Source organism: Pseudomonas sp. UME65, from assembly GCF_014170225.1.
In the GTDB taxonomy this organism is placed as follows: domain Bacteria; phylum Pseudomonadota; class Gammaproteobacteria; order Pseudomonadales; family Pseudomonadaceae; genus Aquipseudomonas; species Aquipseudomonas protegens.
The window spans coordinates 36457-62141 of the sequence record NZ_LZZQ01000014.1; the positions used below are offsets into that span (position 1 = coordinate 36457).

The window sequence follows — 25685 nt, forward strand, 5'->3', positions numbered from 1 at the left end:
CGCCTTTATCGACAATTTCTGAGCATAGCGAAGGCTCATGAATATGAGACATTCTCGACAAACAATGACCTGAATCAGCGTCACTCTCTGCGGCCCGGGTAATCCTCGCGCCTTTTTTTGCCTCTAGGCTTTGCCTTGCCCGCCCCCTGTCCGGAGATGCCCGTTGTTTGCCAATCTGCTGATCATTCTTGCCTCCTCGCTGGTGGTGATTGCGCTGTTCCGGCGCCTGAGCCTGCCCCCGGTGCTGGGCTATCTGTCGGTGGGCCTGATGGTCGGCCCCACCGCGCTGGACTGGGTCAACGACAGTGAAGACCTGCCCGATCTGGCGGAACTGGGGGTGGTATTCCTGCTGTTCTCCCTGGGCCTGGAGTTCTCCTTGTCGAAGATGCTTGCCCTGCGCCACGTGGTGTTTGGCCTGGGCAGCCTGCAAGTGCTGTGCACCGGCTTGATCCTCGGGGTCCTCCTGGCCCTGTTCGGCATGCCCCTGACCGCAGCGCTGATGCTCGGTACCGGGCTGGCCCTGTCCTCCACCGCCATCGTCAGCAAAGAACTGACCAGCCTTGGCGAGATCTTCAGCAGCCACGGGCAGAACGCCATTGGCGTGCTGCTGTTCCAGGACGTGGTGGCGGTGCTGTTGCTGACCCTGGTGCCGGTCTTCGCCGGCAGCAGCGAGCACGCCTGGTACTGGGCCCTGCCGGCGACCCTGGGCAAGACCGTGGTGCTGTTCGTCGGCCTGCTGCTGGCCAGCCGCTGGCTGTTGCCGCGGCTGTTCCATGAAGTGGCCGCTTCGCACTCCGCCGAACTCTTTGTGCTGCTGGCTCTGGTGATCGTCTTGCTCACCGCCTGGCTCACCCACCTGCTGGGCCTGTCACCGGCCCTGGGGGCCTTCCTCGCCGGCATGCTGCTGGGGGAAAGCCATTACCGGCATCAGATCGAGGCCGACATCCGCCCGTTCCGCGACATTCTGCTGGGGCTGTTCTTCGTCAGCATCGGCATGCTCATCGACCTGCAACTGTTCATCGACCATGCCCTGCTGATCACCGGCCTGACCCTGGCCCTGCTGCTGATCAAGGGTTCGGTGGTGGCGACCCTGCTCAAGCTGCGCGGCAGCGATGGCGAAACCGCCTGGCGCAGCGGCCTGGCCCTGGCCCAGGGCGGTGAATTCTGCTTCGCTCTGATGGCGCAGATGCAGCTCAGCCAGATGATCCCGCCCGACATCAGCAGCCTGCTGCTGGCCGCCACCTTCTGCTCGATGCTGGTAACCCCGCTGCTGCTGCGAGCGGCACCGGTCATCACCGCCCGCCTGCACCGCAAGCCCAACCAGGCCGCGCAACTGGAGGAAATCAGCGCGCAGAACGCCGAGCTGCAAGGCCATGTACTGATTTGCGGGTATGGCCGGGTCGGCCAATCCATTGGCCGCTTCCTGCGCCACGAGCAACTGCGCTACATCGCCCTGGACGACGATCCGGTGCGGGTCCAGGAAGCGTCTGCGGGAGAAAGCTGCGTGCACTACGGCGACTGCCGGCGCGGCGACCTCCTGGCCGCAGTCGGCCTGGAACGGGCGCGGCTGCTGGTGATCGCAGTGGACAAGAGCGATATCGCGCTGACGGTGCTCAAGGTGGCGCGCCGCCTGGACCGCACGGTGCCGATCCTGGTGCGCACCCGCGATGACAGCCAGTTGGCGGAACTCAAGGCCGCCGGCGCCAACGAAGTGGTGCCCGAACTGCTGGAGTCGAGCCTGATGCTCGCCTCCCATGCCCTGATCATGCTCGGCCTGCCGGAGCAGCGAGTGCAGCGCACCGTGGATGAAGTGCGCCACAGCCGCTACCAACTGTTGCACGGCTTCTATCACGGCACCCAGAACAGCGCCCAGGACAACCGCGAACCGCCGGCGGTGCAGATGCACGCGGTCAGCCTCGACGCCGATGCCTACGCCTGCAACCGGCCATTGCAGGAGTTGGGCCTGGAGGCACTGGGCGTGGATATACGCGGGGTGCAACGCGATGGCAACGACCTGCCGCTGAACCCCAGCCCGCGCCTGCAAGCCGGCGACCGGGTGCTGGTGTCCGGCCCGCAGGCGGCCATCGAGGCTTGCGAAGCACGCCTGCAAGCCGGTTGAAGCCACCCAGGCCAAACCCCGGGCGGCGAGCGCCCAGGGTCATCAATACCAGGGGCGTCGTCTCAGTCCTGGCTCACCGCACCGATCTTGTGCAGCGACAGGTCGGCGCCGTAGTACTCCTGTTCCTGGGTCAGGCGCAGCCCGCAGACCGCCTTGATCACCCCATACACGGCCAGGCCGCCCAGCAGCGCCACCGCCACCCCGAGGCCGGTGCCGATCAACTGGCTGACCAGGCTGACCCCACCCAGGCCGCCCAGGGCACTCTGGCCAAAGATCCCGCAGGCAATGCCGCCCCATACACCGCACAGGCCATGCAACGGCCAGACCCCGAGCACGTCGTCGATCTTCCATTGGCTCTGCGCGGCGATGAAGCACCAGACGAACAGCGCTCCGGCAATGGCGCCGGTGATCAAGGCGCCCACCGGGTGCATCAGGTCCGAGCCGGCGCAGATCGCCACCAGCCCGGCCAGCGGGCCGTTATGCAGGAAGCCGGGGTCGTTGCGGCCGACGATCAGCGCCGCCACCGTACCGCCCACCATGGCCATCAGCGAGTTCACCGCCACCAGCCCGCTGACGCCCTGCAAGGTCTGGGCGCTCATGACGTTGAAGCCGAACCAGCCGACAATCAGGATCCACGACCCCAGGGCCAGGAACGGAATGCTCGACGGCGCGAACGCCACCAGCTTGCCGTCGCGGTAGCGGCCATTGCGCGGCCCCAGCAACAGCACCGCGGCCAGGGCCAGCCAGCCTCCCATGGCGTGCACCACCACCGAGCCGGCAAAGTCATGGAAGCCGGCACCAAAGCGCTGCTGCAACCAGGCCTGCACCCCGAAGTTGCCGTTCCACACCAGCCCTTCGAAAAACGGGTAGACAAAGGCCACGATCAGCACCGTGGCGCACAATTGCGGCACAAAACGCGCGCGCTCGGCGATGCCACCGGAGATAATCGCCGGGATCGCCGCGGCGAAGGTCAGCAGGAAGAAGAACTTCACCAGGCCGTAGCCGTGATCGGCACTGATCACCGCCGCCGGTTGCAGGAAGCTCACGCCGTAGGAGATCCAATAGCCTATAAAGAAATAGGCCAGGGTCGAGACGGCGAAGTCACTGAGGATCTTCGACAGCGCATTGACCTGGTTCTTCTGCCGGACGGTGCCGACTTCGAGGAAGGCAAAGCCGGCGTGCATGGCCAGGACCATGACCGCCCCGATCAGGATGAACAGGGTGTTGGAACCGTGGACCAGGGTGTCCACAGCGCTTTGCAGATTTTCCATGGAGTAGGCAGATCCGAAATCGGCCAGCCGTTCCCTGGCAGGGCGTCCCGCTCCTTGCACCAAGTTGGCTCCCGGGCGCGCCATTGCACGCATTCGGTGAACCGTTTTGGCGCGCCGGGGGCGGCACGACAAACCACGGGGTGAGGACTGACCTGAGGTTATGGTTTTCTTGGCCAGGGTTTACGCGGGCTACAGCGCGACCCTCGCTCGTTTTCGGCGCAGGCCCGGGGCCTGGCGCACCAGGACAAAGCAAAAGCTGTACCAGACAATTGCAGTGAACCTTCGCCCAGGGCTCACACTCATAGCTCACACAAGCAACTAACGGAGATGGAACCATGGCCAGCAAAACGGCAAAGACGGCTCAAGAAGTACTGATGGCGGATTTTCAGGCACTGGTCAGTGACACGGAGCGTCTGCTGGAACACACCGCGACCCTGGCCGGCGACCAGGCCGACGAGTTGCGCGAGCAGATCCACGACAGTCTGCTCAAGGCCCGGGAGACCCTGCAACTGACCGAAGACTCCCTGCGCCAGCGGGGCCAGGCAGCGGTCACCGCCGCCGAGGACTATGTGCAGAGCAACCCTTGGCAATCGGTGGGCATCGCTGCCGGCGTGGGCTTCCTGATCGGCCTCCTGGCGACGCGGCGCTGATATGGCTATCGGCGAATCCACTTCGTCCGGCAGCGGCCCGAGCGCGTCTTCGCGGCGCCTGGGGGCGGCAGTCCTGGGGCTGCTGCACAGCCATGTCGAGCTGTTCGGCATCGAGTTGCAGGAGCAGAAAGCACGCACCGTGAGCCTGCTGCTGTTCGCCGGGCTGGCCCTGGTGTTCGCCCTGCTGTTGCTGGTGGGGCTGTCGGCACTGGTGCTGATCCTGTTGTGGGACAGCTATCGCCTGGCTGGAATCATCGGCCTGTGCGTGTTCTACACCCTGGCGGCGATCTTCTGCGGATTGCGCCTTAAGGCAGCGATCTTCGATGAATCCTCACCTTTCCACGCCACCCTCGAAGAGTTGGCCAATGATCGGGAGCGCCTCCTGCCATGAAACTGCCTGAAGTCCCGCAGAACACTTCACGCCGGGAAATGCGCAAGGTACTGATCCGCCTGCGCATGGAAATGCACCGCCAGGAAATCCGCCACGAGTCCCAGCAACTGCTGCAACCCCTGCAACGGGTCCGCGGCCTGGGGCAGAGCTGGCAGGAAGGCTTGGGCATCAAGCACGCCCCGCTCTGGGGCGTGGCAGTGGTGACGCTCCTGGGCTTCATCACCGGCAAGGGTGCCAAGAGCGGCGGTGCCGGCGGCCTCACACGCCTGGTTCGCCTGGGCACCACGCTGGTGCCGCTGATCAAGCTGGTGATGCAAGGCTCCTCGCGCAAATCCTGAGCGGCGCTATCTGGCTGCATTCTTGCTAAGCAACCCGGATCGGCCCCTTTACCCAGGGGCCGGTTCGTGGCCGCCTCCCCGTCAGCCACGGCCCTACTCCACCCAGACTCTTGTAAGGAGGCCCTGTGATCGACGGGCAACCGCTCGCCTGCTTCCAGCCCTTCATCGACACCGCCACCGGGCGTATCGCCGGGGTCGAAGCCCTGGGCCGCCTGCGCCAGGACAATGGCCAACTGGCGTCCGTGGGGCCGCTGTTCGCCGATCCTCGAACCCCCTCCAGCGCCCTGCGCCGCCTTGACCGGCTGATCCGCGACGACGCCCTGCGGCGCCTGCACGAGGCACCCGCGGACTGGTTCCTGAGCCTGAACATTTCCCCCCGATGGATCAGCCGCCTGCGCCCCGGGCAGCCCTTGCCCAGCCTCAAGCAATTGCAGCAGAACCGCGTAGACCCGCGGCGCATCGTGTTCGAGATCACTGAACTGGGGGGCAACAGCCAACGCCTCAGCGAAGTGGTGGCGCGCTATCGCCAGGCCGGGGCACGGATCGCCATCGACGACTTCGGCGCCGGCTACTCGCAACTGGACCGGGTGCTGGCCCTGCAACCGGACATCCTCAAGCTCGACATGCGCCTGTTCCAGGCCGCGGCCCGGGGTGGCCCCAGCAGCGACGTGGTCAAGGCCCTGGCGCAGATGGCGGAGAAGACCGGCTGCTGGATCATCGCCGAAGGTGTGGAAACCGAAGCCGAACTGGATTTCGCCCTGGAGTGCGGCTCGCGCTATGTACAGGGCTTCCTGTTTGCCCAGGCCGAACAACAGTTTTACCCCAGCGATGCCTTCGTCCAGCCCTTCGCCCGCCTGCGCGAGCGCTACGTGCGGCACAAGCTGGCCGAACGCAACCGGCTGATGCGCATGCGCCTGCAACTGGCCGAGCTGATGAACCTGCTGCAGGCCTGGGCCCAGGCCCAGGCGCCCATCAGCCAACTGCCCCGGGTCGAGGCCTTTCCCTGGCTGCTGCGTTTCTATCAGTGCGACCGCCATGGCACCCAACTGACCCCGAACCTGGAATGGCGCCACAACAGCTGGCAGGCCGACAGCAGCTACGTTGGCCACAACTGGTCCTGGCGCCCGTACTTCTATCACCTGCTGGCCGAAGGCTGGGAGGAGCGACGCCTGACCCTGTCCAACACCTACCGCGACGCCACCAGCAACCAGTATTGCCTGACCGCCGGGCAGTTTTTCGACAACGGCCAGCGCCTGCTGCTGATCGACATCGACGCGGCCGGCCTGTAACCCCGTCCCGTTTGCCGGCGAACGCAGCGCCACGATGGATGCACGAACTGCGGGCCCTTTCGCCGGCAAGCCGGCTCCTACAGATGGGCCGCAGGCCATGTCATTTCCGTGCAGGAGCTGGCTTGCCAGCGAAGGCGTCGACACAAGCGCAGACCATACGCCTCTTGCGGCCACGCTCGAGAAACCGGAAGCTCTGCCCTTCAGTTTTTTTCGGAGAGACCCGCCTTGGATTGGCAGACCCTGCTCAACCGCGAACGCCTCGGAAAGCCAGTGCACAGCCCGGAAGAACTCGGCCGTAGCCCTTTCCACAAAGACCACGACCGCATCATCTTCTCCGGTGCCTTCCGCCGCCTGGGGCGCAAGACCCAGGTGCACCCGGTGTCCAGCAACGACCATATCCACACCCGCCTGACCCACTCCCTGGAAGTCAGCTGTGTAGGTCGTTCCCTGGGCATGCGCGTCGGCGAGACCCTGCGCAGCGCCCTGCCCGATTGGTGTGAGCCCAGCGACCTGGGGATGGTGGTGCAATCGGCCTGCCTGGCCCACGACATCGGCAACCCGCCCTTCGGCCACTCCGGGGAAGACGCCATCCGCCACTGGTTCCAGCAAGCCGCCGGGCGGGGCTGGCTGGATGCTATGAGCGAGGCCGAACGCCAGGACTTCCTCAACTTCGAAGGCAACGCCCAGGGCTTCCGGGTGCTCACCCAGCTCGAATACCACCAGTTCGATGGCGGCACCCGGCTCACCTACGCCACCCTCGGCACCTACCTCAAGTACCCCTGGACCGCGCGCCATGCCGACTCCCTGGGCTACAAGAAGCACAAGTTCGGCTGCTACCAGAGCGAGCTGCCGCTGCTGGAACAGATCGCCCACAAGCTGGGCCTGCCCCAGCTGGAAGACCAGCGCTGGGCCCGGCACCCGCTGGTGTACCTGATGGAAGCGGCGGACGACATCTGCTATGCCCTGATCGACCTTGAGGACGGCCTGGAGATGGACCTGCTGGAGTACGCCGAAGTCGAGGCGCTGCTACTCGGCCTGGTGGGCGACGACCTGCCGGAAACCTATCGCCAGCTGGGCCCCAGCGATTCGCGCCGACGACGCCTGGCGATCCTGCGGGGCAAGGCCATCGAGCACCTGACCAACGCCGCCGCCCGGGCCTTTGTCGAACAGCAGGACGCCCTGCTGGCCGGCACCCTGCACGGCGACCTGGTGGAGCACATGCATGGTCCGGCCAAGCGTTGCGTACTCAATGCCAAGGATGTGGCGCGACGCAAGATCTTCCAGGACAAGCGCAAGACCCTGCACGAGATCGGCGCCTACACCACCCTGGAGATCCTGCTGAACTCCTTCTGCGGCGCGGCGCTGGAACAGCACGGCGGCAAGACCCCCTCGTTCAAGAACCGGCGGATCCTCGATCTGCTGGGCAATAACGCGCCGGACCCGAACTGGCCGTTGCATACCTCGTTCCTGCGCATGATCGATTTCATCGCCGGCATGACCGACAGCTATGCCAGTGAGATGGCCCGGGAAATGACCGGGCGCTCCAGCCCGCAATAACCGTCATTCATCAAGTGCCCGGCCACTGTGCCAGGCACTTGATATGACCTGCGACATCCAATCTGCAACTAAGGGAATCCCCTAGCCAGAGTATCGCTATATAGTTTTCTATACGTCGATAATTTCACCGGCGACACCACCAGAAACTATGGGTGCAGTGCAGAATTCTTACCACCAAGACATCTAAGGAGATCCCCTAGCAACAACAGCCCGATTAGACAAGAACAACAATAGAGCAACTACTCAAACAGAAAGAGCAAGTAGCCGAAAACACTTGACGCTCGCAAGTTGATATACGAACTGACGATTACAGAATTAAACATCCAGTTAGCCATTCAACCAAACATCCTACCTTTGAATAATTCACCCGAGCGCCACACCCCTTGCCAATCAGGGCTGACAAGCAAATTTCATTAGCCTTCTATGTATTTACAATTTACGTACAAATAGCCTTTTGGGTTTCGGATAGTCTCGATTTCACAGGCTATTCCCCCCCGCTGACCACCCCCGGAAAAATTAATTTTGCACTGCGCTGTAACGTTTCCACTGCAACTCACTCAACCCTTTTGTCATACCTGAATTTGCACTAACCCATCCGGCACTTACTCAGGAACTGTCACTTCCGAGCACTTGAGCACTGAACCTCAGATATAGATATCGTAGGTATTTAGCGTTCACAGGGCAGAACTAAAAGCGACGCCACTAGTTGAGCCTCATACCCGGCTTTCCGAGTGCCTGTCACTTCGTCTTATTACAGTAAGGATGCCAAGTGCCCTATTCATTACGCACTGACCGCTCCCTTCTCCCCCACACCAGCACTTGGTGCCTGGGACTGCTGCTGGGCCTGACGTACCTGACGCCGGCCCTGGCCGATAACCTGCAACCGGGCCAGGAAGCCCTGCGCCTGCAGCAACAACAGCAACGGGACCTGCAACAACTGCAACTGGAACAGCGCCAGCGGCAGATGCAGCGCGGCAGTTTCAGCAGCACCCCGGCGGCCCCCAGCCAACCTGCGCAGACTGCCAGCGACGAGCGCTGCTGGCCCCTGAGCGGCACCCGCATCGGCGGCGTCAGCCTGTTCGACAAGGCCCGGCTCAATGACTACATCAAGCCGTATGTCGCGCCGTGCATGGGGGCCAACCAGATCAACCAGCTGCTGGCGGCCATCACTCGCCTCTATGTAGAGGCCGGCTACATCGCCAGCCGCCCTTACCTGGCCAGCACTCCGGCGGCCGGGCACAGCCTGGATATCCTGGTAGAGGAAGGCTACGTCGAAGCCATCGAACTGGCCGACCAGAGCCTGCCGGTGTCCCTGCGCGGCGCTTTCCCGGGCATGCTCGGCAAGCCCCTGTACCTGCGGGACCTGGAGCAGGGCCTGGATCAACTGAACCGCCTGCGCTCCCTGGACCTGACCGCCGACATCGCCCCCGGCAGCCAGCCCGGGGCCTCGCGGATCATCCTGCGCTCGCGCAGCAGCGCCGCACGCTGGGGCCTGGGCCTGGGGGTGGACAACCTGGGCAGCGCCGGCACCGGGCGTGACCGGCAGTCGATCAACCTCAACCTCGACAGCCCGTTGCAGATCAACGATGCGCTGAACCTGAACTACAGCGACACCCTCAACCACGGCCCGCGCTACAGCCGCAGCAGCAGCCTGTTCTACTCGGTGCCCTACGGCTACTGGACCTACAGCCTGTTCGCCAGCCATGCCGAATACCGTGCGCCGCTCAAGCTGCCCCGCACCACCTTGTACAACAGCGGGCGTACCGACATGGTCAGCGGCCGCGCCGACCGGGTGCTGTGGCGCGACCAGAGCCACCAGCTCAGCGCCAACCTGCAACTGGCCTACAAGGATGTGGACAGCTACCTGCAGAAGGCCCACCTGCAGATCCAGAGCCCGACCCTGACCGTGGCCGAAGCCGGGCTCAACCTGTTCTGGCTCGACAGCGCAGTGTGGAACCTGGATGTCAATTACGCCCAGGGCCTGACCTGGTTCGGCGCCGACCGCGACTCGCAGCAGGTACAGCGCAACCTGCCCCAGGCGCAGTTCCGCAAGTACCGCGCCGGCCTCAGCCAGTGGCGCAACGGCCAGCTGGGCACCCAGCGCTGGCAGTGGCAGAGCCAGCTCTCGGCGCAGTACAGCCCGGACCCGCTGCCGGCCATCGAACAACTGCTGGGCACCGACGATTCGGCGGTGCGCGGCTATCGCATCAACAGTGCTTCCGGCGCCATTGGCGCGGTATGGCGCAACACCCTGCGCCTGCCGCTCGACAACGACCTGCCGGTCAAGATCACCCCGCGCCTGGGCCTGGACAACGGCTGGATCAAGGCCGAGCACGGCGCCCGGAGCCGGCAGCTGAGCGGTGCCAGCTTGGGGCTCAACCTGAGCTGGAAAAAACTCCAGGTCGACCTGGACTACCAACGCAGCCTCAACACCCCAGAAGGTTTCCGAACGGAGCCGGAAGTCTGGCTGGCCAGGTTCAGCCTGCAGATTTGACCCGACCGCCGATTAGCCTGAATCAACCGACGAACCTGAGCATCACGCGCCGTTGCCCCCTTAGAAAGCAACGCCCGGCTCACCCCACTCAGAACGAGGTTCTCATGCCTGACAACACTCACAGGTTCCACCTTTCGCCCCAGGGCACATTGCGCTGGACCATCGCCGGCCTGCTGCTGGTCTCCCATCTGCCCCTGGCCCTGGCCGGCGGGATCACCGTGGCCGAGGGGCCCGGCGGCATCCCCCAGCTGCAAAACCAGGGTGGCGTACCCATCGTCAACATCGTCGCGCCCAATGCCGGCGGCCTGTCCCACAACCAGTTCCTGGACTACAACGTCGGGCAACAGGGCGTGGTACTGAACAACGCCTTGCAGGCCGGGCAGTCGCAACTGGCCGGGCAACTGGCGGCCAACCAGCAGTTCCACGGCCAGGCGGCCAGCGTGATCCTCAACGAGGTGATCAGCCGCAATGCCTCGCAACTCAATGGTGCCCAGGAGATCTTCGGCCACGCCGCCGACTTCGTGCTGGCCAACCCCAATGGCATCTCGGTCAATGGCGGCAGCTTCATCAACACCCCCAATGCCAGCCTGGTGGTGGGCCGCCCGGAACTCCAGGACGGCAAGCTGCAAGGGCTCAACACCCAGGATGCCCACGGCCAGTTGGCTATCCAGGGCGGTGGCCTGCGCAACGCCGAGGGTTCGATCAATCTGATCGCCCCGCGCATCGACAGCCAGGGCGCCCTCAAGGCCCGGGACCAGTTGAATGTCACCGTCGGTCGCAACCAGTTGGACTACCCCAGCGGCCAGGTGCGTAACGTCGACCCGGCAAGCCGCACCCAGGAGCAGCGCATCGACGCCAGCCTGTTCGGTGCCATGCAGGCCGGGCGGATCAATATCGTCAGCACCGCCGAAGGTGCCGGGGTGCGTGTCGGCGCCGTCCAGGTGGACGGCCGCGACGGGGTCAAGCTGAGTTCCGCCGGTGACCTGGACATCCGTGGCCAGGCCGTGGACAACAGCCTCGACGCGATCCGTGCCGGGGTCAGCAGCCAGGGCGACATCGAGCTGCACGGAGCCAAGGACCTGACCCTGGCCGCCACCGATGTCAGTGGCCGCAACGTCAAGCTCGACGCCGGGCGCAACCTGACCCTGAGCAGCATCGAAAGCCGCAAGCTCCAGGAAAAACGCCAGCAATGGGAAAACAGCACCATCGGCATCACCTGGGAAACCTACGACAGTACCCACACCGACAGCGACAGCCGCCAACACGGTAACAAGGTCGTCGCCCGGCAGGATGCCGAGCTGAATTCCGGCGCCAGCACCCAGATCCAGGGCAGCAGCGTCGAGGCCGGCAATCGCCTGAGCGCCCAAAGCGGCGGCGACCTGCGCCTGACCGCTGCCACCGAGACCCACACCCAGCGTGACCAGGGCCAGCATCGCAAGCACCTGTGGAAGGAAAACTGGGACAACGCCAGCAGCGAGCAGCGCACCGTCACCAGCCAGCTCAAGAGCGGCAAGCAGCTGGAACTGACCAGCCAGCAGACACTGCAACTGCAGGGCGCCGAGCTGCACAGCCAGGGCGACATCCTGCTGAGCGCCAAGGACGTCGACATCACCAGCGCCAGCCGCCAGCAGAGCCAGAGCAACCAGCGCTACTCCGGCGACCTGGTGGGCGGTGGCTTCTTCGGCAAGAACGCCGACGGCGACCAGGGCAAGACCCAGAACCAGGGCAGCAAGGTCAACGCCGACGGCAAGCTGATCGTGCGCGCCGACAGCGTACGCATCAGCGGCAGCCAGGCCCGCGGCGGCACCGAGGCCAGCGTCATCAGTGACAAGGGCGCGCTGACCATCGACGGCGTGCGGGACACGTCCCACAGCAATAACCACAGCAAGGACAGCAAGTTCTTCGGCATTGCCAAGGACGAGAGCCGCCAGCAGAACAAGGGCAGCACCACGGTCGGCAGCCAGTTGCGCTCGGACAGCAACCTCAAGTTGCAGAGCGCCGAGGACCTGACCGTCAGCGGCTCCCAGGTCGCCGCAGCAGGGGCACTGGACGCCAGCGCCAAGGGCACGATCAAGGTCGCGGCCGCCGAAGACACCCAGCACGACAGCAGCAGCACCCAGAAGCGCGGCTTCGACGCCTACGCCAAGGAAAATGCACCGGGCACCGGCCAATACCGGGCCGGGGTGCGCTACCAGGATCAGCAGCGCAACGACAGCAGCGACAGCACCCAGCAACAGGCCTCCAGCCTCACCGGCGGCACCCTGGCGGTCACTGCCGGCGAAGATCTCAAGGTGCAAGGCAGCGACCTTGCGGCCACGGCCGGCGATGCCAGCCTGAGCGGCAAGCATGTGCAGTTGCTGGCCGCGGACACCACAACCGAGAAGCACAGCGACAGCACCACCACCGGCGGCGGCTTCTATTACACCGGCGGCCTGGACCGGGCCGGCAACGGCGTGGAAGTGGCGCACAACAGCAGCCAGGACAGCAGCAGCAAGAGCACCGCGCAAACCAGCAACATCGGCGCCAGCGGCAACCTGACCATCAACGCCGGCAACCGCCTGACCACCGAAGGGGCCCAGGTCAAGGCTGGCGGTACCTTGCAGGTCAACGCCGGCGAGGTGGTGAACAAGGCCGCCCGCAACAGCGAAACCAGCCACCACCAGGACAACAACTGGGCAGTGGATGTCGGCGCCAACGTTGAATACAAGGGCGTCACCCGGCCGATCGAGAAGGCCATCCAGGGCGTGGCCCAACGCAAGTTCCATCAACCGGGAGTACTCGATGCCCTGGAACAGCCCAACGTCGGGCTGGACGTGGACGTCAGCCACCAGAACCGCCAGCTGGACAGCAGCAGCGGCACCGCGGTGGTCAGCCAGTTGAGCGGTGGCCAGGTCGAGGTCAAGGTCAAAGGCCAACTGCAGGACCAGGGCACCCAGTACCGTGCCACTGATGGCGCGGTGAAAATCAGCGCCGACAGCCTGCTGGCCAGCGCCGCCAGCAACAGCACCAGCAGCAGCGAACAGGCCCTGGATGCCAAGGCCGGCGTGCGGGTCTACACCAATACCGGCGAGGACCTGAACATTCGCGGCAGCGGCGCCGGTGGCAGCAGTACCGTCACCAGCAGCAAGGACCAGGCCCAGGTCGGCAGCTACAACGCCAGCCAGGGCGTGGACATCCAGCTGGCCGGCGACGGGCGCTTCGAAGGCAGCCAGTTCAACGGCGGCCAGGGTGGCGTGACGCTCAAGAGCGGCGGTGAACTGGCGCTGAACCAGGCCAATGACCGCCAGAGCAGCAGCAACTCCAGCCTGCGTGGCGACGCCTCGCTGACCCTGGGCACCACCCCGGGCAGCAACGGCAGCAACCTCAACCTGGGTGCCGGTGTCCAGCTGGACCACAAGAGCCTGGAGCAGCAGGACAGCCAGGCGCGGGTTGCCAGCATCCAGGGCCAGGGCCCGGTGCAGCTCGACAGCGGCGCCAACCTGACGCTGCAAGGCACGCAGATCGGCAACGCGGCACGGCCTACCGGCGATATCCGCCTGGACGCTGGCGGCAAGCTGGACCTGCAAGCCGCCGTGGACACCCACACCAGCCAGGGCAGCAACCTGGGTGGCGGGCTCACCGCCGGTGCCAGTAAAACCAGCAGCGAGCAAAGCAGCGGCAAGAGCGCCAACCTCAGCGCCAACTTCAACATTGGCCGGGTCTCTGAAAACGACCAGAGCCAGCGCGGCGCGCAACTCTACAGCCAGGGCCAGGTCCTGCTGGGCAGCGCCGCCACCGGCGACGACGCGATTCACTTGCAGGGCACCCGGATCGATGCCGGCAAGGTCGTCCTGGATGCGGCCCAGGGCGGCATCTTCCAGGAGTCGGCGCACTCTACCCAGGCCCATGACAACTGGGGCCTGACCCTGGGCGCCGGTGGCAGCATGGGCAAGACCACCCTGGCCGATGCCAGCGAGCACGACTCGCCGAAAATCGACCGCGGGATCAACGCCCGGGCCAAGATCGACGTCGACCAGCGCCAGAGCACTACCCAGCACAACAGCCTGATCAAGGCCGACCAGGTGGTCCTCAACAGCGCCGGCAACGTGCATCTGGCCGGGGCCAACATCGAGGCGCAACGGGTCGACGGAGCCATCGGTGGCCGCCTCGACATCGAAAGCCGCCAGGACCGCCTGCGCAGCACCCAGGTCAATATCGACGCCAAGCTGGAGGTGGCGAAGAACCAGCCCGGGCTGGTGGACAAGCTGGCCAAGCCGGCCGGCCCGCTCAAGGACGACCTGAAGGCCAAGGCCGAGAAAGGCTTCGACAAGCACCGCGAAAAACTGGAGAACGCCGTGGACAAGGGCGTCGACAAACTCGGCTCGGCCAAGGACAGCGTGGTCGCCCAGGCCAGCAACGCCAAGGAGCGCCTGGGCGAGAAGCTCAGCCGCAGCGGCAGCTACGACGTCAACCCCGAGCCCCGTGGCGCCTTTGGCAACGGTGTGGACAAGGCCAAGAGCTACCTGGCCGACAAGGCCGACGCCGTGGGCAATGGCTTCTCCAGCCTCAAGGAACGTTTCTGGCCGAAAACCAGCGACAGCTACTCGGTCAGCGAGAAGAACACCACCGGCAGCAAGGTGGCCAACACCGCTGAAGGCGTACTGTTCGGCGACAAGAGCGGCAACACCTCCTACACCCCGACCTTGAACCTGGGCTTCAGCCATGCTGGCAAGGACAGTGTGGAGCAGGCCTCGGGCATCCGTGGTCAGCAAGGGGTGAACCTGCGGGTCAGCGGCGAAACCACGCTCACCGGTGCACGCATCGGTGCCAGCGAGGGTCGGGTCGACCTGGGGGGCTCCAAGGTCACCAGCAACGCCCTGGCCGGCTCGGACTACCGCGTCGACGCCGGGCTCAACCTGTCCAAGTCACCGGTCAACCTGGCCCTGGGCGCCGGTAGCGAGCTGACCCGCAAACAGGACGAGGCCACCAGCAAGGACCAGGTGTTCAACCTCGGCCCGCTGCGTGTCGGCGGCCACAGCAACAGCCAGCTGCTGCAAGCCGGTATCGATCAGAAAACGCCATGAGGTCATGGCCGCCCTCCTTCCTGGGAGGGCGGCCTGGGTGCCCCACCCTGTTGAACTTCCATTAGATGCCACCCGCCTGTAATCCCTCCCCTTATTCTGTGTAAGGCGCTTCCTAGATTGCGTCTAACCGCTCTTTCGCCACTTTTCCCCTCCACCAGCTGGGCTAACGTTCGGGCTTTCCATTGGTCGGCTGGAGGCCTGTATGGGCTCGGTACTAATCATTGATGATCATCCCGTGGTGCGCATGGCCATTCGCATCCTGCTGGAGCACGAGGGGTATTCGATCGTTGGTGAAACCGATAACGGCGTCGATGCACTGCAAATGGTCCGTGATTGCGAACCGGACCTGGTCATCCTCGATATCTGCATTCCCAAGCTGGACGGGCTGGAGCTGCTGGAGCGCCTCGGCAACATGCCGAAGCCCTCGCGGATCCTGGTCCTGACCGCCCAGTCCGCTGCCCTGTTCGCCAACCGCTGCATGCGCGCCGGGGCTTGCGGCTACGTCTGCAAACAGGAGGACATGAGCGAGCTGCTCAGCGCCATCAAGGCAATCTGCAGCGGCTACAACTACTTCCCCAGCCAGGCCCTGCAGGTTGACCGCATCACTTTTGGCTCGCCGCTGGAGTTGGCGCAGTTCAACTCACTCAATGACCGGGAATTGATGGTCCTGCAGCTGTTCGCCATGGGCCAGACCAACAAGGAAATTGCCGCCGGCATGTTTCTCAGCAACAAGACCGTCAGCACCTACAAGAAACGCATCATGCAGAAACTGGCGACCACCTCGATGAGTGAACTGGTGGACATGGCCAAGCGTAACGCATTGATATGAACCGCCAGCCAGCCCCTTCCCCGATGTGCCGGGTACCCTGGCCATGACCCCGGCCCTGCTGCCGATGGGCGTCGCTGCCCTGCTGTTGCTGTCGATGGCGGCCGGGCTGGGCCTGGCCTGCCTGTACCGGCAACTGCGCCAACACCGGCAACAGGTCCAGGCGCTGCAACAGACGGTGGCAACCCTGGGCACCAGCCTGCAGCAGGCCGAGCGGGCCAACCGCCTGAAAGGCCAGTTCCTCGGCCACCTTGGCCATGAGATCCGCACACCACTGAACGCCTTCATCGGCCTCCTGGAACTGGTGCTGCAACGCACCGAGGACGGCTCAGCCAACCGTGGTTCCCTGGAGCTGGCCCTGGGTGCCGCCAGTGACCTGCGGGAGCTGCTCGGCGACCTGCTGGACATCAGCCGGATCGAGTCCGGGCAACTGCAACTGAACCCGGCCTGGACCTGCCTGAGCCACAGCGCCGAGGCAGTGCTGGGGGTGTTCCAGGCCCTGGCCCGGCAGAAGAACCTGGACCTGAGCCTGGAGTTCCAGGCCCCGTCCCTCGAACCCCAGGTACTGGTAGATGGCCTGCGTTTCAAGCAGATCCTGACCAACCTGTTGAGCAATGCCCTCAAGTTCACCCGACAGGGCAAGGTGCAGGTCAAGCTGCAATTGCTGCCGGCGGCGCGCCCCGGGCACTTCGACCTGCTGCTGCGGGTGCTGGACACCGGCATCGGCATTCCCCCACAGGAGCGCCAGCGCCTGTTGCAGCCCTTCGCCCAGGTGGAACCGACCAGCCAGTCGCCACGGGACAGCAGTGGCCTCGGCCTGCCCATCAGCCATCAGCTGTGCCTGCAGATGGGGGGCAGCCTGAGCCTGCACGGCCGCACGGGCCCCGGATGCGAAGTGCAGGTCAGGCTGACCTTGCCCGGCCGCACGGCCGTCGCCCCCAGGCCCGTCGCCGCCACGCCGGCTGCTGCCCAACTGCCGCTGGATGTGCTGCTGGCAGACGATCACCCTGCCAGCCTGACCTTGCTGCAAGGGCAACTGGAGCACCTCGGGCACCGGGTCACCTGCGCCGGGAACGGGTTGCAGGCCTATCAGCTATGGCACGAGGGCGACTTCGACCTGCTGATCGTCGACTGCAACATGCCCTTGATGAATGGCTACCAACTGGCCGAGGCCATACGCCGCAGCGAAGGCTCCGGGCCGGCGGTCAACCTGATCGGCTGCAGCGCCAGCAACGACCCGCAGACGCATCAGCGTGGCCTGGATGCCGGCACGCACGATTGCCTGTGCAAGCCCTTGGGGCTGGAGTTGCTGGGCTCACGCCTGGCGACGCTGCACCCCCTGCCAAGGCCGGACAGTTTCAGCATCGAGGCCTTGTTCACCCTGACCCATGGCAAGCCGCAGCTTGTCCGGAGCATGCTGGAAAAACTGTCGCAGTGTTGCCGTGAGGATCGCCACCTGCTGGGGAGGATCCCGCCCGACGATTTCACCGCCCTGCTGGAGCTGGCCCACAAGATCAGGGGCTCGGCGCTGATGGTCCGGGCCACCCCCTTGCAGAACTGCTGTGAAAACCTGGAGCGGGCTTGCCTGGAACGGGCCGGGGCTACCGTCATCAGCACCGCTGTGCGCGCCCTGGACCTGGCCCTGATACGCCTTGCCCAATCCCTGCACCGACACCTCGAAGGCCAGGCTCAATCGCAACCTGCGCTGCCCCGCGAAGCAACCCGGCCTGCCTCTTGCCAGGAAAATAGCAAAAGGCCAGTATTGCCTCGCCGTCAGCCACACCCATGAAACCCGTAGCGACGGTTTCCTCGACACCCTCGGCCCCCGGTAAAGCCAAGGCAGGCAATGCCAGCCTTAACTATGCTTGGGTCCTGAGCCATGCCTCGTGTGCCTTTGGAGTGAATTGGAATGCTGAGCACCCCTGCCTTAGCACAACGCCGCTTTCCTCTGCATATCCATATCAGTGCAATGTTCACCTTGCTGTTGCTCCTGACGGGTGTGGTGCTGGGCCTCTACAACTACCAGCAGACCACGCGGCTGATCCTCGACAGCAGTGAAAAGCTTTTCCAGCGCATCGAGCTGGATGTACGCAGCGACGTCAAGGCCACCTACGATCCCATGCGCCATCTGCTCAGCCTGCTGGCGGGTTCGCCGGCGGCCCAGGCGGCGAACCTGGAAGACCGGCTGACCCTGCTGCGGCCTTTCAGCCAGGCCCTGCTGGACAACCCGGACCTGGCTTCGCTGTACCTGGGCTACGCCAATGGCGATTTCTTCATGGTGCGGCCACTGCGCAATCCGCAGATCCGCGAAAGGCGCCAGGCCCCGCAGAACAGCGCCTACGAGGTGTGGAGCATCGAACGCGACTCCCGCACCGGCCAAGTCCATTCCCAATCGCTGTTCTATGACCCCGCGCTGGTATTGATCGACCGCCTGGAGCACCCCGACGAGCGCTACGACCCACGTAACCGCGACTGGTTCTCCAGCGCCCGGGGCGACGCCGACCAGATCACTACCCGCCCCTATGTGTTCTTTTCCACCCAGAACGTCGGCACCACCCTGGCCCGGCACAGCGGCAAGATGGCCGTGATCGCCGCCGACCTGACCCTGGAACAGCTGTCCTCGACCCTGGCCAAGCACCGCGTCACACCCTCCACCGAGGTTGCCCTGCTGGATGACCAGGGCAACGTCGTGGCCTACCCGGACAGCCAGAAGCTGCTGCCGGAACAACGCAGTGCGCGGCTGGTCAAGGCGAACGACCTGAGCCCGGCGCTCGCTGCCCTGATGCGTGGCCAGACCGAAGGCGGCCATCTGCAGGCCCAGGGGCGCAGCTGGATTGTCGCCAGCGGCCATATCGCCGAGGGTGGCCCCGGCGGCTTGCAGCTGGCGCTGCTGGTGCCCGAGGACGAACTTCTGGCCGACGCCTATCGCCTGCGCTGGCAAGGCGCGCTGATTACCCTCACCACCCTGCTGCTGTGCCTGCCCCTTGGTTGGCTGATCTCCCGGGTCCTGGTACGGCCGCTACACGCCCTGGTGCAGGAGGCCGACGCGATCCGCAGTTTCGATTTCGACTATCCGGTTTCCCGGCGTTCACCGGTGCTGGAAGTTGATCAACTGAGCATCTCGATGGCGCGGATGAAAGACACCCTGGCGAGCTTTTTCGAGATCAACGCCAGCCTGTCCGCCGAAACCCGTTTCGACCCGCTGCTGCAACGGGTGCTGTTCGAGACCGTGAAGATCGCCCAGGCCCAGGCCGGCCTGATCTACCTCTGTGAAAGCAAGGGCACGCGCCTGGAGCCCCATGGGCTGATCATCGATGGCCAGCCCCAGGACATGACGCAGTTCCCCATCGGCTCCCAGGAACTGGCGGACAGCCGGACTCCCGAGTGGCTGAGCCAGCTGACCCACAACGACAGCGTGGTCACCACCCTGGGATTCGATCAGGCCGCGGACCTGCAGAGCGTGTTGCTGGCCCTGGACAGCCCCAGTGCGCACCTGGTGGGCATCCGCCTGCGCAACCGGCACAACGAAACCATAGGCATGCTCCTGCTGTTCCTGGTGGACAGCGGCGCCGAGGCCGACCTGGACAAACTCAGCCCGGACCGCATCGCCTTTATCCAGGCCGTGTCCGCCACCGCCGCCCTGTGCATCGAGAGCCAGCGCCTGCAGAACAAGCAGAAACAGTTGCTGGATGCCTTTATCCAGTTGCTGGCCGGGGCCATCGACGCCAAGAGCCCCTACACCGGCGGCCACTGCCAGCGGGTACCGGCCTTGACCCTGATGCTGGCCGAGGCGGCCGCCGCCAGCCAGGACCCGCGATTCGCTGCCTACCAGCCCGGCGAGGACGAGTGGGAAGCCTTGCACATCGCCGCCTGGCTGCACGACTGCGGCAAGGTCACCACCCCGGAATACGTGGTGGACAAAGCGACCAAGCTGGAAACCCTGAACAACCGCATCCACGAAATCCGCACCCGCTTCGAGGTGCTCAAGCGCGACGCCTGGATCGACTACTGGCGCGCCCTGGCCCTGGGCGGCGACGAACAGCCTCTTGCCGCCGAGCGCGAGGCCCGGCTGCTGGCCCTGGACGATGACTTCGCCTTTGTCGCCCGCTGCAACATGGGCACCGAATTCATGGCCGAGGCCGATCAGCAGCGCCTGCAGCGCATCGCCCAGCGCACCTGGAGCCGGACCCTGGACGATCGCCTGGGGGTTTCCTGGGAGGAGAACCAGCGCCAGGAACGCACCCCGGCGCCGAGCCTGCCGGTGCTGGAACCGCTACTGGCGGACAAGCCCGAACACCTGCTGGAGCGCAGCGCCACGGAAGTCATGGCGGCGGACAACCCCTGGGGCTTCAAACTGCAGGTGCCCAGCCACAAGTACAACCGTGGTGAGCTGTACAACCTGAGCATTGCCCGGGGCACGCTGACGGCCGAAGAACGCTATGTGATCAACCACCACATCGTGCAGACCATCATCATGCTCGAGCACCTGCCCTTCCCCAGCCACTTGCAGAACGTGGCGGAGATCGCCGGCGGCCACCACGAAAAGATGGACGGCACCGGCTACCCCAAGCAGCTCAAGCGCGAACAGATGAGCCTGCCCGCGCGGATGATGGCCATCGCCGACATCTTCGAGGCCCTGACGGCGGCAGACCGCCCCTACAAAAGGGGCAAGACCCTGAGCGAGGCGCTGAACATCATGGCCATGATGTGCCGCGATGCCCATATCGATCCCGAGCTGTTCGAGCTGTTCATCCAGCAGCGGATCTACCAGCGCTACGCGGAGCGTTTCCTGACGCCGCAACAGGTCGACCCGGTGGACCAGGATTCACTGCTCAAGAAGGCGGGCTTGAGCACCTGAGGGCTTCAGCAGTCGCTCAGGCGCAGAAAGATCGCCGCCAGTTGCTCGATTCCCGCCTGGTCGGCAACACCGAAGCGCGCCAGCTTCGGGCTGTCCAGGTCGAGCACGCCGATCAACCGGCCGTCCTTGACCAGCGGCACCACCAGCTCGCTGTTGGAGGCGCTGTCACAGGCAATGTGCCCGGCAAAGGCGTGCACATCTTCCACCCGCTGGGTCTGCAGAGTCGCCGCCGCGGTACCGCAGACGCCGCGGCCAAACGGAATCCGCACGCAGGCGATCTGCCCCTGGAACGGCCCGAGCACCAGCTCCTGGTTGCGGTTGAGGTAGAACCCCGCCCAGTTCAGGTCCTCCAGCTGGCTATAGAGGAAGGCTGAGAACTGCGCGGCGTTGGCGATGAAATCACGCTCATCGGCCAGCAGCGACTCCAACTGCGCGCACAGCAGCCCGTAACCGTCCAGGCCTTGGCCGGCGCTTTGCAAATCGATCATGCTTTTTGCTCCAACAACTGCAGGCCCACCCAATAGCGGGCAAATTGATAGGCACAACGGCCATTGCGGTTGCCCCGGCCGGTGGCCCAGCGTACCGCGAGGATGTCAAGTTCTTCGTCACGCTGCCAGTCGAGGCCGGCCTTGCGCGCCAGTTCGCCGATCCAGTGCTCCACCACGTTGAGGAAGTGCTCCTGGGTGAAGGGATAGAACGACAGCCACAGGCCGAAACGGTCCGACAGGGCGATCTTGTCTTCCACGGCTTCACTGGGATGCAGCTCGCCGTCGACGCGCTTCCAGTTCTCGTTGTCGCTTTCCTTTTCCGGCACCAGGTGCCGGCGGTTCGAGGTGGCGTACAGCAGCACGTTCTCCGGGGCCTGCTCCAGGGAGCCGTCGAGCACGCTCTTGAGCACCCGGTAATCGCCCTCGCCGGCCTCGAACGACAGGTCGTCGCAGAACAGCACGAAACGCTGGGGCAGCTTGACCAGCTGTTCCACCACCCGCGGCAGGTCCGCCAGGTGGTCACGCTCGATCTCGATCAGCCGCAGGCCGCCCTTGGCGTGCTCGGCCAGCAGGGCCCGTACCAGGGAAGACTTGCCAGTGCCACGCGAACCCCAGAGCAGGGCATGGTTGGCTGGCAGGCCGTCAAGGAACTGCTGGGTGTTGCGCGCCAGTTGCTCACGCTGCTTGTCGACCCCGATCAGGTCGCTCAGGCGCATGTCCAGGCTGACTTCCAGCGGCAGCAGGAAACCGCTGCGCCCTTCACGCTGCCAGCGGGCCGCCAGGCACTGATTCCAGTCGATGGGCTGGCGCAGGGTGGGCAACAAGGGTTCAATCCGCGCCAGAACCGCATCGGCACGTTCAAGAAATGCATTCAATCGAGCATCCACGACTTTTCCTCAGGCACGTTCAAGGTAATGATGCGGCACACAGAGCAAACGCAATCCCGATCAAGGGGTCTATCGCTTTATCAGCTGCTGCCCGGCCAGCCCGGCAACCAAAAATGATCAGCTATGCTTGCGCAGCGAAGGGAAACGAAAGTGGTTCAACCCCCCATGGATATCAAGTTCACCAACCGCCTGTCCTATAAACAGGCCCGGCTCACCGTGCTGGTGGGTTTCATTCTGGGGACCGCGCTCAGTCTGCTGCAAATCGGCATCGATTATGCCAGCGAAGACGCCTCCATCAATCGTGAAATCCAATCGCTGCTGGAAATCAGCCACAATCCGGCCTCGCGCATCGCCTACAACATCGACGCCGAGCTGGCCCAGGAATTGACCCTGGGCCTGCTGCGCTCCCCGGCGATCATTCGCGCGCAATTGATCGACAACAACAATACCCTGCTGGCCAACGTCGAACGGCCACCGCAACAGAGCCGCTATCGGGCCATCAGCGACTTCCTGTTCGGCGCCGATCGCCAGTTCGAGGATCGCCTGTATCTGAGCCACCTGCCGGAGGAGTCCCTCGGCACCCTGCACCTGGATGTGGATACCTACGCCTTCGGCAGCCGTTTCCTGCGGCGTGCCGAAGTCACCCTGATCAACGGGTTCGCCCGCAGCCTGATCCTCACCGGGATTCTCCTGGCGCTGTTCTACGTGATGCTGACCAAGCCTTTGGTGCGGGTGATCCGCGAGCTCAGCAGTCGCGACCCGCGCAGCCCGAAACAGGCCAAGCTGGACTTTCCCCATGGCCACGAGAACGACGAGGTCGGGGTGCTGGTCAAGGTGGCCAACCAGCAGTTCGACATCATGGCCACCGAGATCCAGCAGCGACGCAACGCCGAAAACCGCCTGACCGAATACCTCGGGCAGCTGGAGAACATCGTCTCGGCCCGCACCACCGAGCTCAAGGCCAGCAATGCCCGGCTCAGCCAGTCCAACGAGGAACTGGAGATCGCCCGGCGCACTGCCCTGGACATGGCCCAGGCGCGGGCGGCGTTTCTGGCCAACATGAGTCACGAGATTCGCACCCCGCTCAATGGCCTGCTGGGGATGATCGCGCTGTCCCTGGACAGCCCGCTGAACCCCGAGCAGCGCCAGCAGCTGTCGATTGCCCACGACTCCGGCAAGGTGCTGGTGGAATTGCTCAACGATATTCTCGACATGTCCAAGTTCGACGCCGGGCAACTGGAGCTGGAGCGCATTCCCTTCGATCTCGGGGTACTGGTGGAGGACACCGCCAACCTGCTGTCGCAAAACGCCGCGGCCAGCGTGGAGCTGGCCTGCCTGATCGCCCCGGACTTCCCCGCCCTGGTACTGGGGGACCCTACCCGGGTGCGGCAGATCGTCAGCAACCTGCTGTCCAACGCCCTCAAGTTCACCCGTTTCGGCCGCGTCGATGTGCGCCTGAGCACCCTGGGCGACGGGGTGCGCATCGAGATCTGCGACACCGGCATCGGCATCGCCCAGGAAGCCCAGGTGCGCATCTTCCAGCCCTATACCCAGGCCGGCGCCGGCATCACTCGCCAATACGGCGGCACCGGCCTGGGCCTGGCCCTGACCTACAACCTCTGCGAAGCCATGGACGGCCGCCTGAGCATCAGTTCGGAAGTCGGCTTCGGCAGCCAGTTCTGCGCCGACCTGCCGCTGCCCTGCCACACTCCGGCCGCCCCGCCGCCGGCGCTGGCCGGGAAGATCATCGCCATCACCGAGGCCGGCAGCGGCCTCGCCGAGCTGCTGGCCAGCCTGCTGCCCAGTTGGGGCCTGAGCTATCAGCGCTGTGATATCGAGGATTCCCTGGCCGGCCTCGACCCCGACCTGCTGATCACCGACTGCCCGGAATGCCTGTTCGGCCTGCGCCCGGCGATCCGCGCGCCAATCCTGCTGGTGACCGCCTATGGCAGCTTCCTGCCCAGCGAAGAGGCCAACGCCCTGGCGCCACTGCAACAGCAGGCCCGGCCCCTGGCGCGCAATGCGTTGTATCAGACCCTGCGACGCTCGTTGCTGGGGGAAACCATCACCCTCAACGACGCCCAGCTGGAAATGCCGGTGCAACGGCGCCGGGCGGACATTCTGCTGGTGGAGGACAACCCGGTGAACCAACTGGTGGCCAAGGGCATGCTGAGCAAGCTCGGCTGCGCGGTGACCGTGGCCGCCCATGGCGCCGAAGCCCTCAACCAGTTGGAGCTGCATCGTTTCGATCTGGTGCTGATGGACTGCAACATGCCGGTCATGGATGGCTACGAAGCCAGCCGGCAGATCCGGCGCAGCGGGCGCTGGCCGGATCTGCCGATCATCGCCCTGACTGCCAACGCCATGCCCGAGGAGCGTGAACGCTGCCGCGCCGCCGGCATGAGCGACTACCTGGCCAAACCGTTCCGTCGCGAGGAACTGATCGCCCTGCTCGACCTCTGGGTGCCGACTACGACAAAGCTTTGATCTGCTGCAGCAGTTGATCCAGGCCGGCGCGCAGCTGATCGAGGTTGTCCAGATCGATCCCGCTGTCGCACAGCAACGCCGCCTTCAGCGGCGGCACCTGCTCACGCAGCGCCAGGCCGCGCTCGCTCAAGCTCAAGTGCACCTCGCGCTCGTCGCGCCCGGACCGCTGGCGCTGCACCAGTTGCAACTGCTCCAGACGCTTGAGCAACGGGGTCAGGGTCCCGGAATCCAGGGCCAGGCGCTCGCCCAGGGCCTTGACCGTCGGCAGGGACGGAGGCGTTGCCTGCCATTCCCACAGCACCAGCATCACCAGGTACTGCGGGTAGGTCAGGCCCAGGCGGTCGAGCATCGGCTTGTAGCCACGGACCACCGCCCGCGAGGCGGCGTACAGCTTGAAGCACAGCTGGGAATCGAGTTTCAGTGAATCCATGGACAGGTCGTTCATTTGAGCAGGGCTTCGATCTCGCGGCTCAGGTCCTGGGGTTTGGTTGCCGGAGCGAAACGCTTGACCAGCTTGCCGTCCTGGCCGATCAGGAACTTGGTGAAGTTCCACTTGATGCCTTGGGAGCCGAGCACGCCGGGTGCGCGCTTTTTCAACTGCGCGAACAGTGGATGGGCCCCGGCGCCATTGACCTCGATCTTCTTGAACAGCGGGAAACTCACACCGTAGTTGAGCTCGCAGAACTCGGAGATCGCCCCTTCGTTGCCTGGTTCCTGCTTGCCGAACTGGTTGCAGGGAAAGCCCAATACCACCAGCCCCTGATCCTTGTAGGTCTGCCACAGCTCTTCGAGCCCCTTGTATTGCGGGGTGAAGCCGCACTTGCTGGCAGTGTTGACCACCAGCACGGCCTTGCCGGCGAAGTCCGCCAGGGTCTTTTGTTCACCCTTGATGGTGGTGCAGGGAATGGTCAGCAGTGAGTCGGTCATGACGGCAACTCCATGTGTGGAAGTAAGAGGCAGCAAAATA

The 25685-nt window shown here is 64.8% G+C and carries 17 protein-coding genes; 12 read left to right on the top strand and 5 right to left on the bottom strand.

What is annotated here, in order from left to right:
- Positions 1–163 precede the first annotated feature (163 nt).
- Entirely contained in the window at positions 164–2119 is a 1956-nt protein-coding gene (locus tag A9971_RS20225) for a monovalent cation:proton antiporter family protein (RefSeq protein ID WP_182999931.1), read from the top strand.
- A gap of 62 nt (positions 2120–2181) precedes the next feature.
- On the opposite strand, the gene A9971_RS20230 is transcribed toward A9971_RS20225, so the two are convergent.
- Positions 2182–3390 (bottom strand): ammonium transporter, encoded by a 1209-nt coding sequence (locus A9971_RS20230; protein WP_011062505.1) that lies wholly within the window; start codon positions 3388–3390, stop codon positions 2182–2184.
- A gap of 335 nt (positions 3391–3725) precedes the next feature.
- Here A9971_RS20230 and A9971_RS20235 point away from each other — a divergent pair, with 335 nt between their 5' ends.
- The 10 genes from A9971_RS20235 to A9971_RS20280 all read left to right on the top strand — a co-directional run bounded on the left by A9971_RS20235 (position 3726) and on the right by A9971_RS20280 (position 20856).
- Positions 3726–4040 carry a YqjD family protein gene (locus A9971_RS20235; protein WP_011062506.1) on the top strand — a complete coding sequence of 105 codons (315 nt, stop codon included), beginning with the start codon at positions 3726–3728 and terminating at the stop codon, positions 4038–4040.
- Position 4041: 1 nt separating this feature from the next.
- Positions 4042–4431, top strand: coding sequence for a phage holin family protein (locus tag A9971_RS20240; protein ID WP_011062507.1), 390 nt, complete (start codon positions 4042–4044; stop codon positions 4429–4431).
- Entirely contained in the window at positions 4428–4769 is a 342-nt protein-coding gene (locus A9971_RS20245; RefSeq protein WP_011062508.1) for a hypothetical protein, read from the top strand. Before A9971_RS20240 ends, A9971_RS20245 begins: the two co-directional genes overlap by 4 nt.
- A gap of 125 nt (positions 4770–4894) precedes the next feature.
- Positions 4895–6058 (top strand): EAL domain-containing protein, encoded by a 1164-nt coding sequence (locus A9971_RS20250; RefSeq protein WP_053153063.1) that lies wholly within the window; start codon positions 4895–4897, stop codon positions 6056–6058.
- 225 nt (positions 6059–6283) lie between these two features.
- Positions 6284–7615 carry a deoxyguanosinetriphosphate triphosphohydrolase gene (locus A9971_RS20255; RefSeq protein WP_011062510.1) on the top strand — a complete coding sequence of 444 codons (1332 nt, stop codon included), beginning with the start codon at positions 6284–6286 and terminating at the stop codon, positions 7613–7615.
- 769 nt (positions 7616–8384) lie between these two features.
- A complete protein-coding gene (locus A9971_RS20260; RefSeq protein WP_011062511.1) occupies positions 8385–10109 on the top strand; it encodes a ShlB/FhaC/HecB family hemolysin secretion/activation protein in 1725 nt (574 codons plus the stop codon).
- A gap of 104 nt (positions 10110–10213) precedes the next feature.
- On the top strand, positions 10214–15172 hold the full coding sequence (locus A9971_RS20265; RefSeq protein ID WP_182999932.1) for a hemagglutinin repeat-containing protein: 4959 nt from the start codon (positions 10214–10216) through the stop codon (positions 15170–15172).
- A gap of 202 nt (positions 15173–15374) precedes the next feature.
- Positions 15375–16001 (top strand): response regulator transcription factor, encoded by a 627-nt coding sequence (locus A9971_RS20270; RefSeq protein WP_123431289.1) that lies wholly within the window; start codon positions 15375–15377, stop codon positions 15999–16001.
- 43 nt (positions 16002–16044) lie between these two features.
- Positions 16045–17787, top strand: a complete 1743-nt coding sequence (locus tag A9971_RS20275) for a response regulator (protein ID WP_182999933.1) — start codon at positions 16045–16047, stop codon at positions 17785–17787.
- 120 nt (positions 17788–17907) lie between these two features.
- On the top strand, positions 17908–20856 hold the full coding sequence (locus A9971_RS20280) for an HD domain-containing phosphohydrolase (RefSeq protein ID WP_182999934.1): 2949 nt from the start codon (positions 17908–17910) through the stop codon (positions 20854–20856).
- 5 nt (positions 20857–20861) lie between these two features.
- Here the strand turns inward: A9971_RS20280 and A9971_RS20285 are convergent, their stop codons facing one another.
- Entirely contained in the window at positions 20862–21344 is a 483-nt protein-coding gene (locus A9971_RS20285; protein WP_011062515.1) for a GAF domain-containing protein, read from the bottom strand.
- The gene (locus tag A9971_RS20290) at positions 21341–22231 is read right to left on the bottom strand and encodes an ATP-binding protein (protein WP_019092871.1); all 891 of its coding nucleotides are present in this window, start codon (positions 22229–22231) and stop codon (positions 21341–21343) included. Before A9971_RS20290 ends, A9971_RS20285 begins: the two co-directional genes overlap by 4 nt.
- 165 nt (positions 22232–22396) lie before the next feature.
- On the opposite strand from A9971_RS20290, the gene A9971_RS20295 reads away from it, so the two are divergent.
- A complete protein-coding gene (locus tag A9971_RS20295) occupies positions 22397–24718 on the top strand; it encodes a response regulator (RefSeq protein WP_011062517.1) in 2322 nt (773 codons plus the stop codon).
- On the opposite strand, the gene A9971_RS20300 is transcribed toward A9971_RS20295, so the two are convergent.
- A complete protein-coding gene (locus tag A9971_RS20300; RefSeq protein ID WP_053153076.1) occupies positions 24702–25163 on the bottom strand; it encodes a MarR family winged helix-turn-helix transcriptional regulator in 462 nt (153 codons plus the stop codon). The two genes, A9971_RS20295 and A9971_RS20300, sit on opposite strands and share 17 nt — an antisense overlap.
- Positions 25160–25645: a glutathione peroxidase gene (locus tag A9971_RS20305; protein ID WP_015636530.1), complete on the bottom strand. Its 486-nt coding sequence runs from the start codon at positions 25643–25645 to the stop codon at positions 25160–25162. Before A9971_RS20305 ends, A9971_RS20300 begins: the two co-directional genes overlap by 4 nt.
- Positions 25646–25685 lie beyond the last annotated feature (40 nt).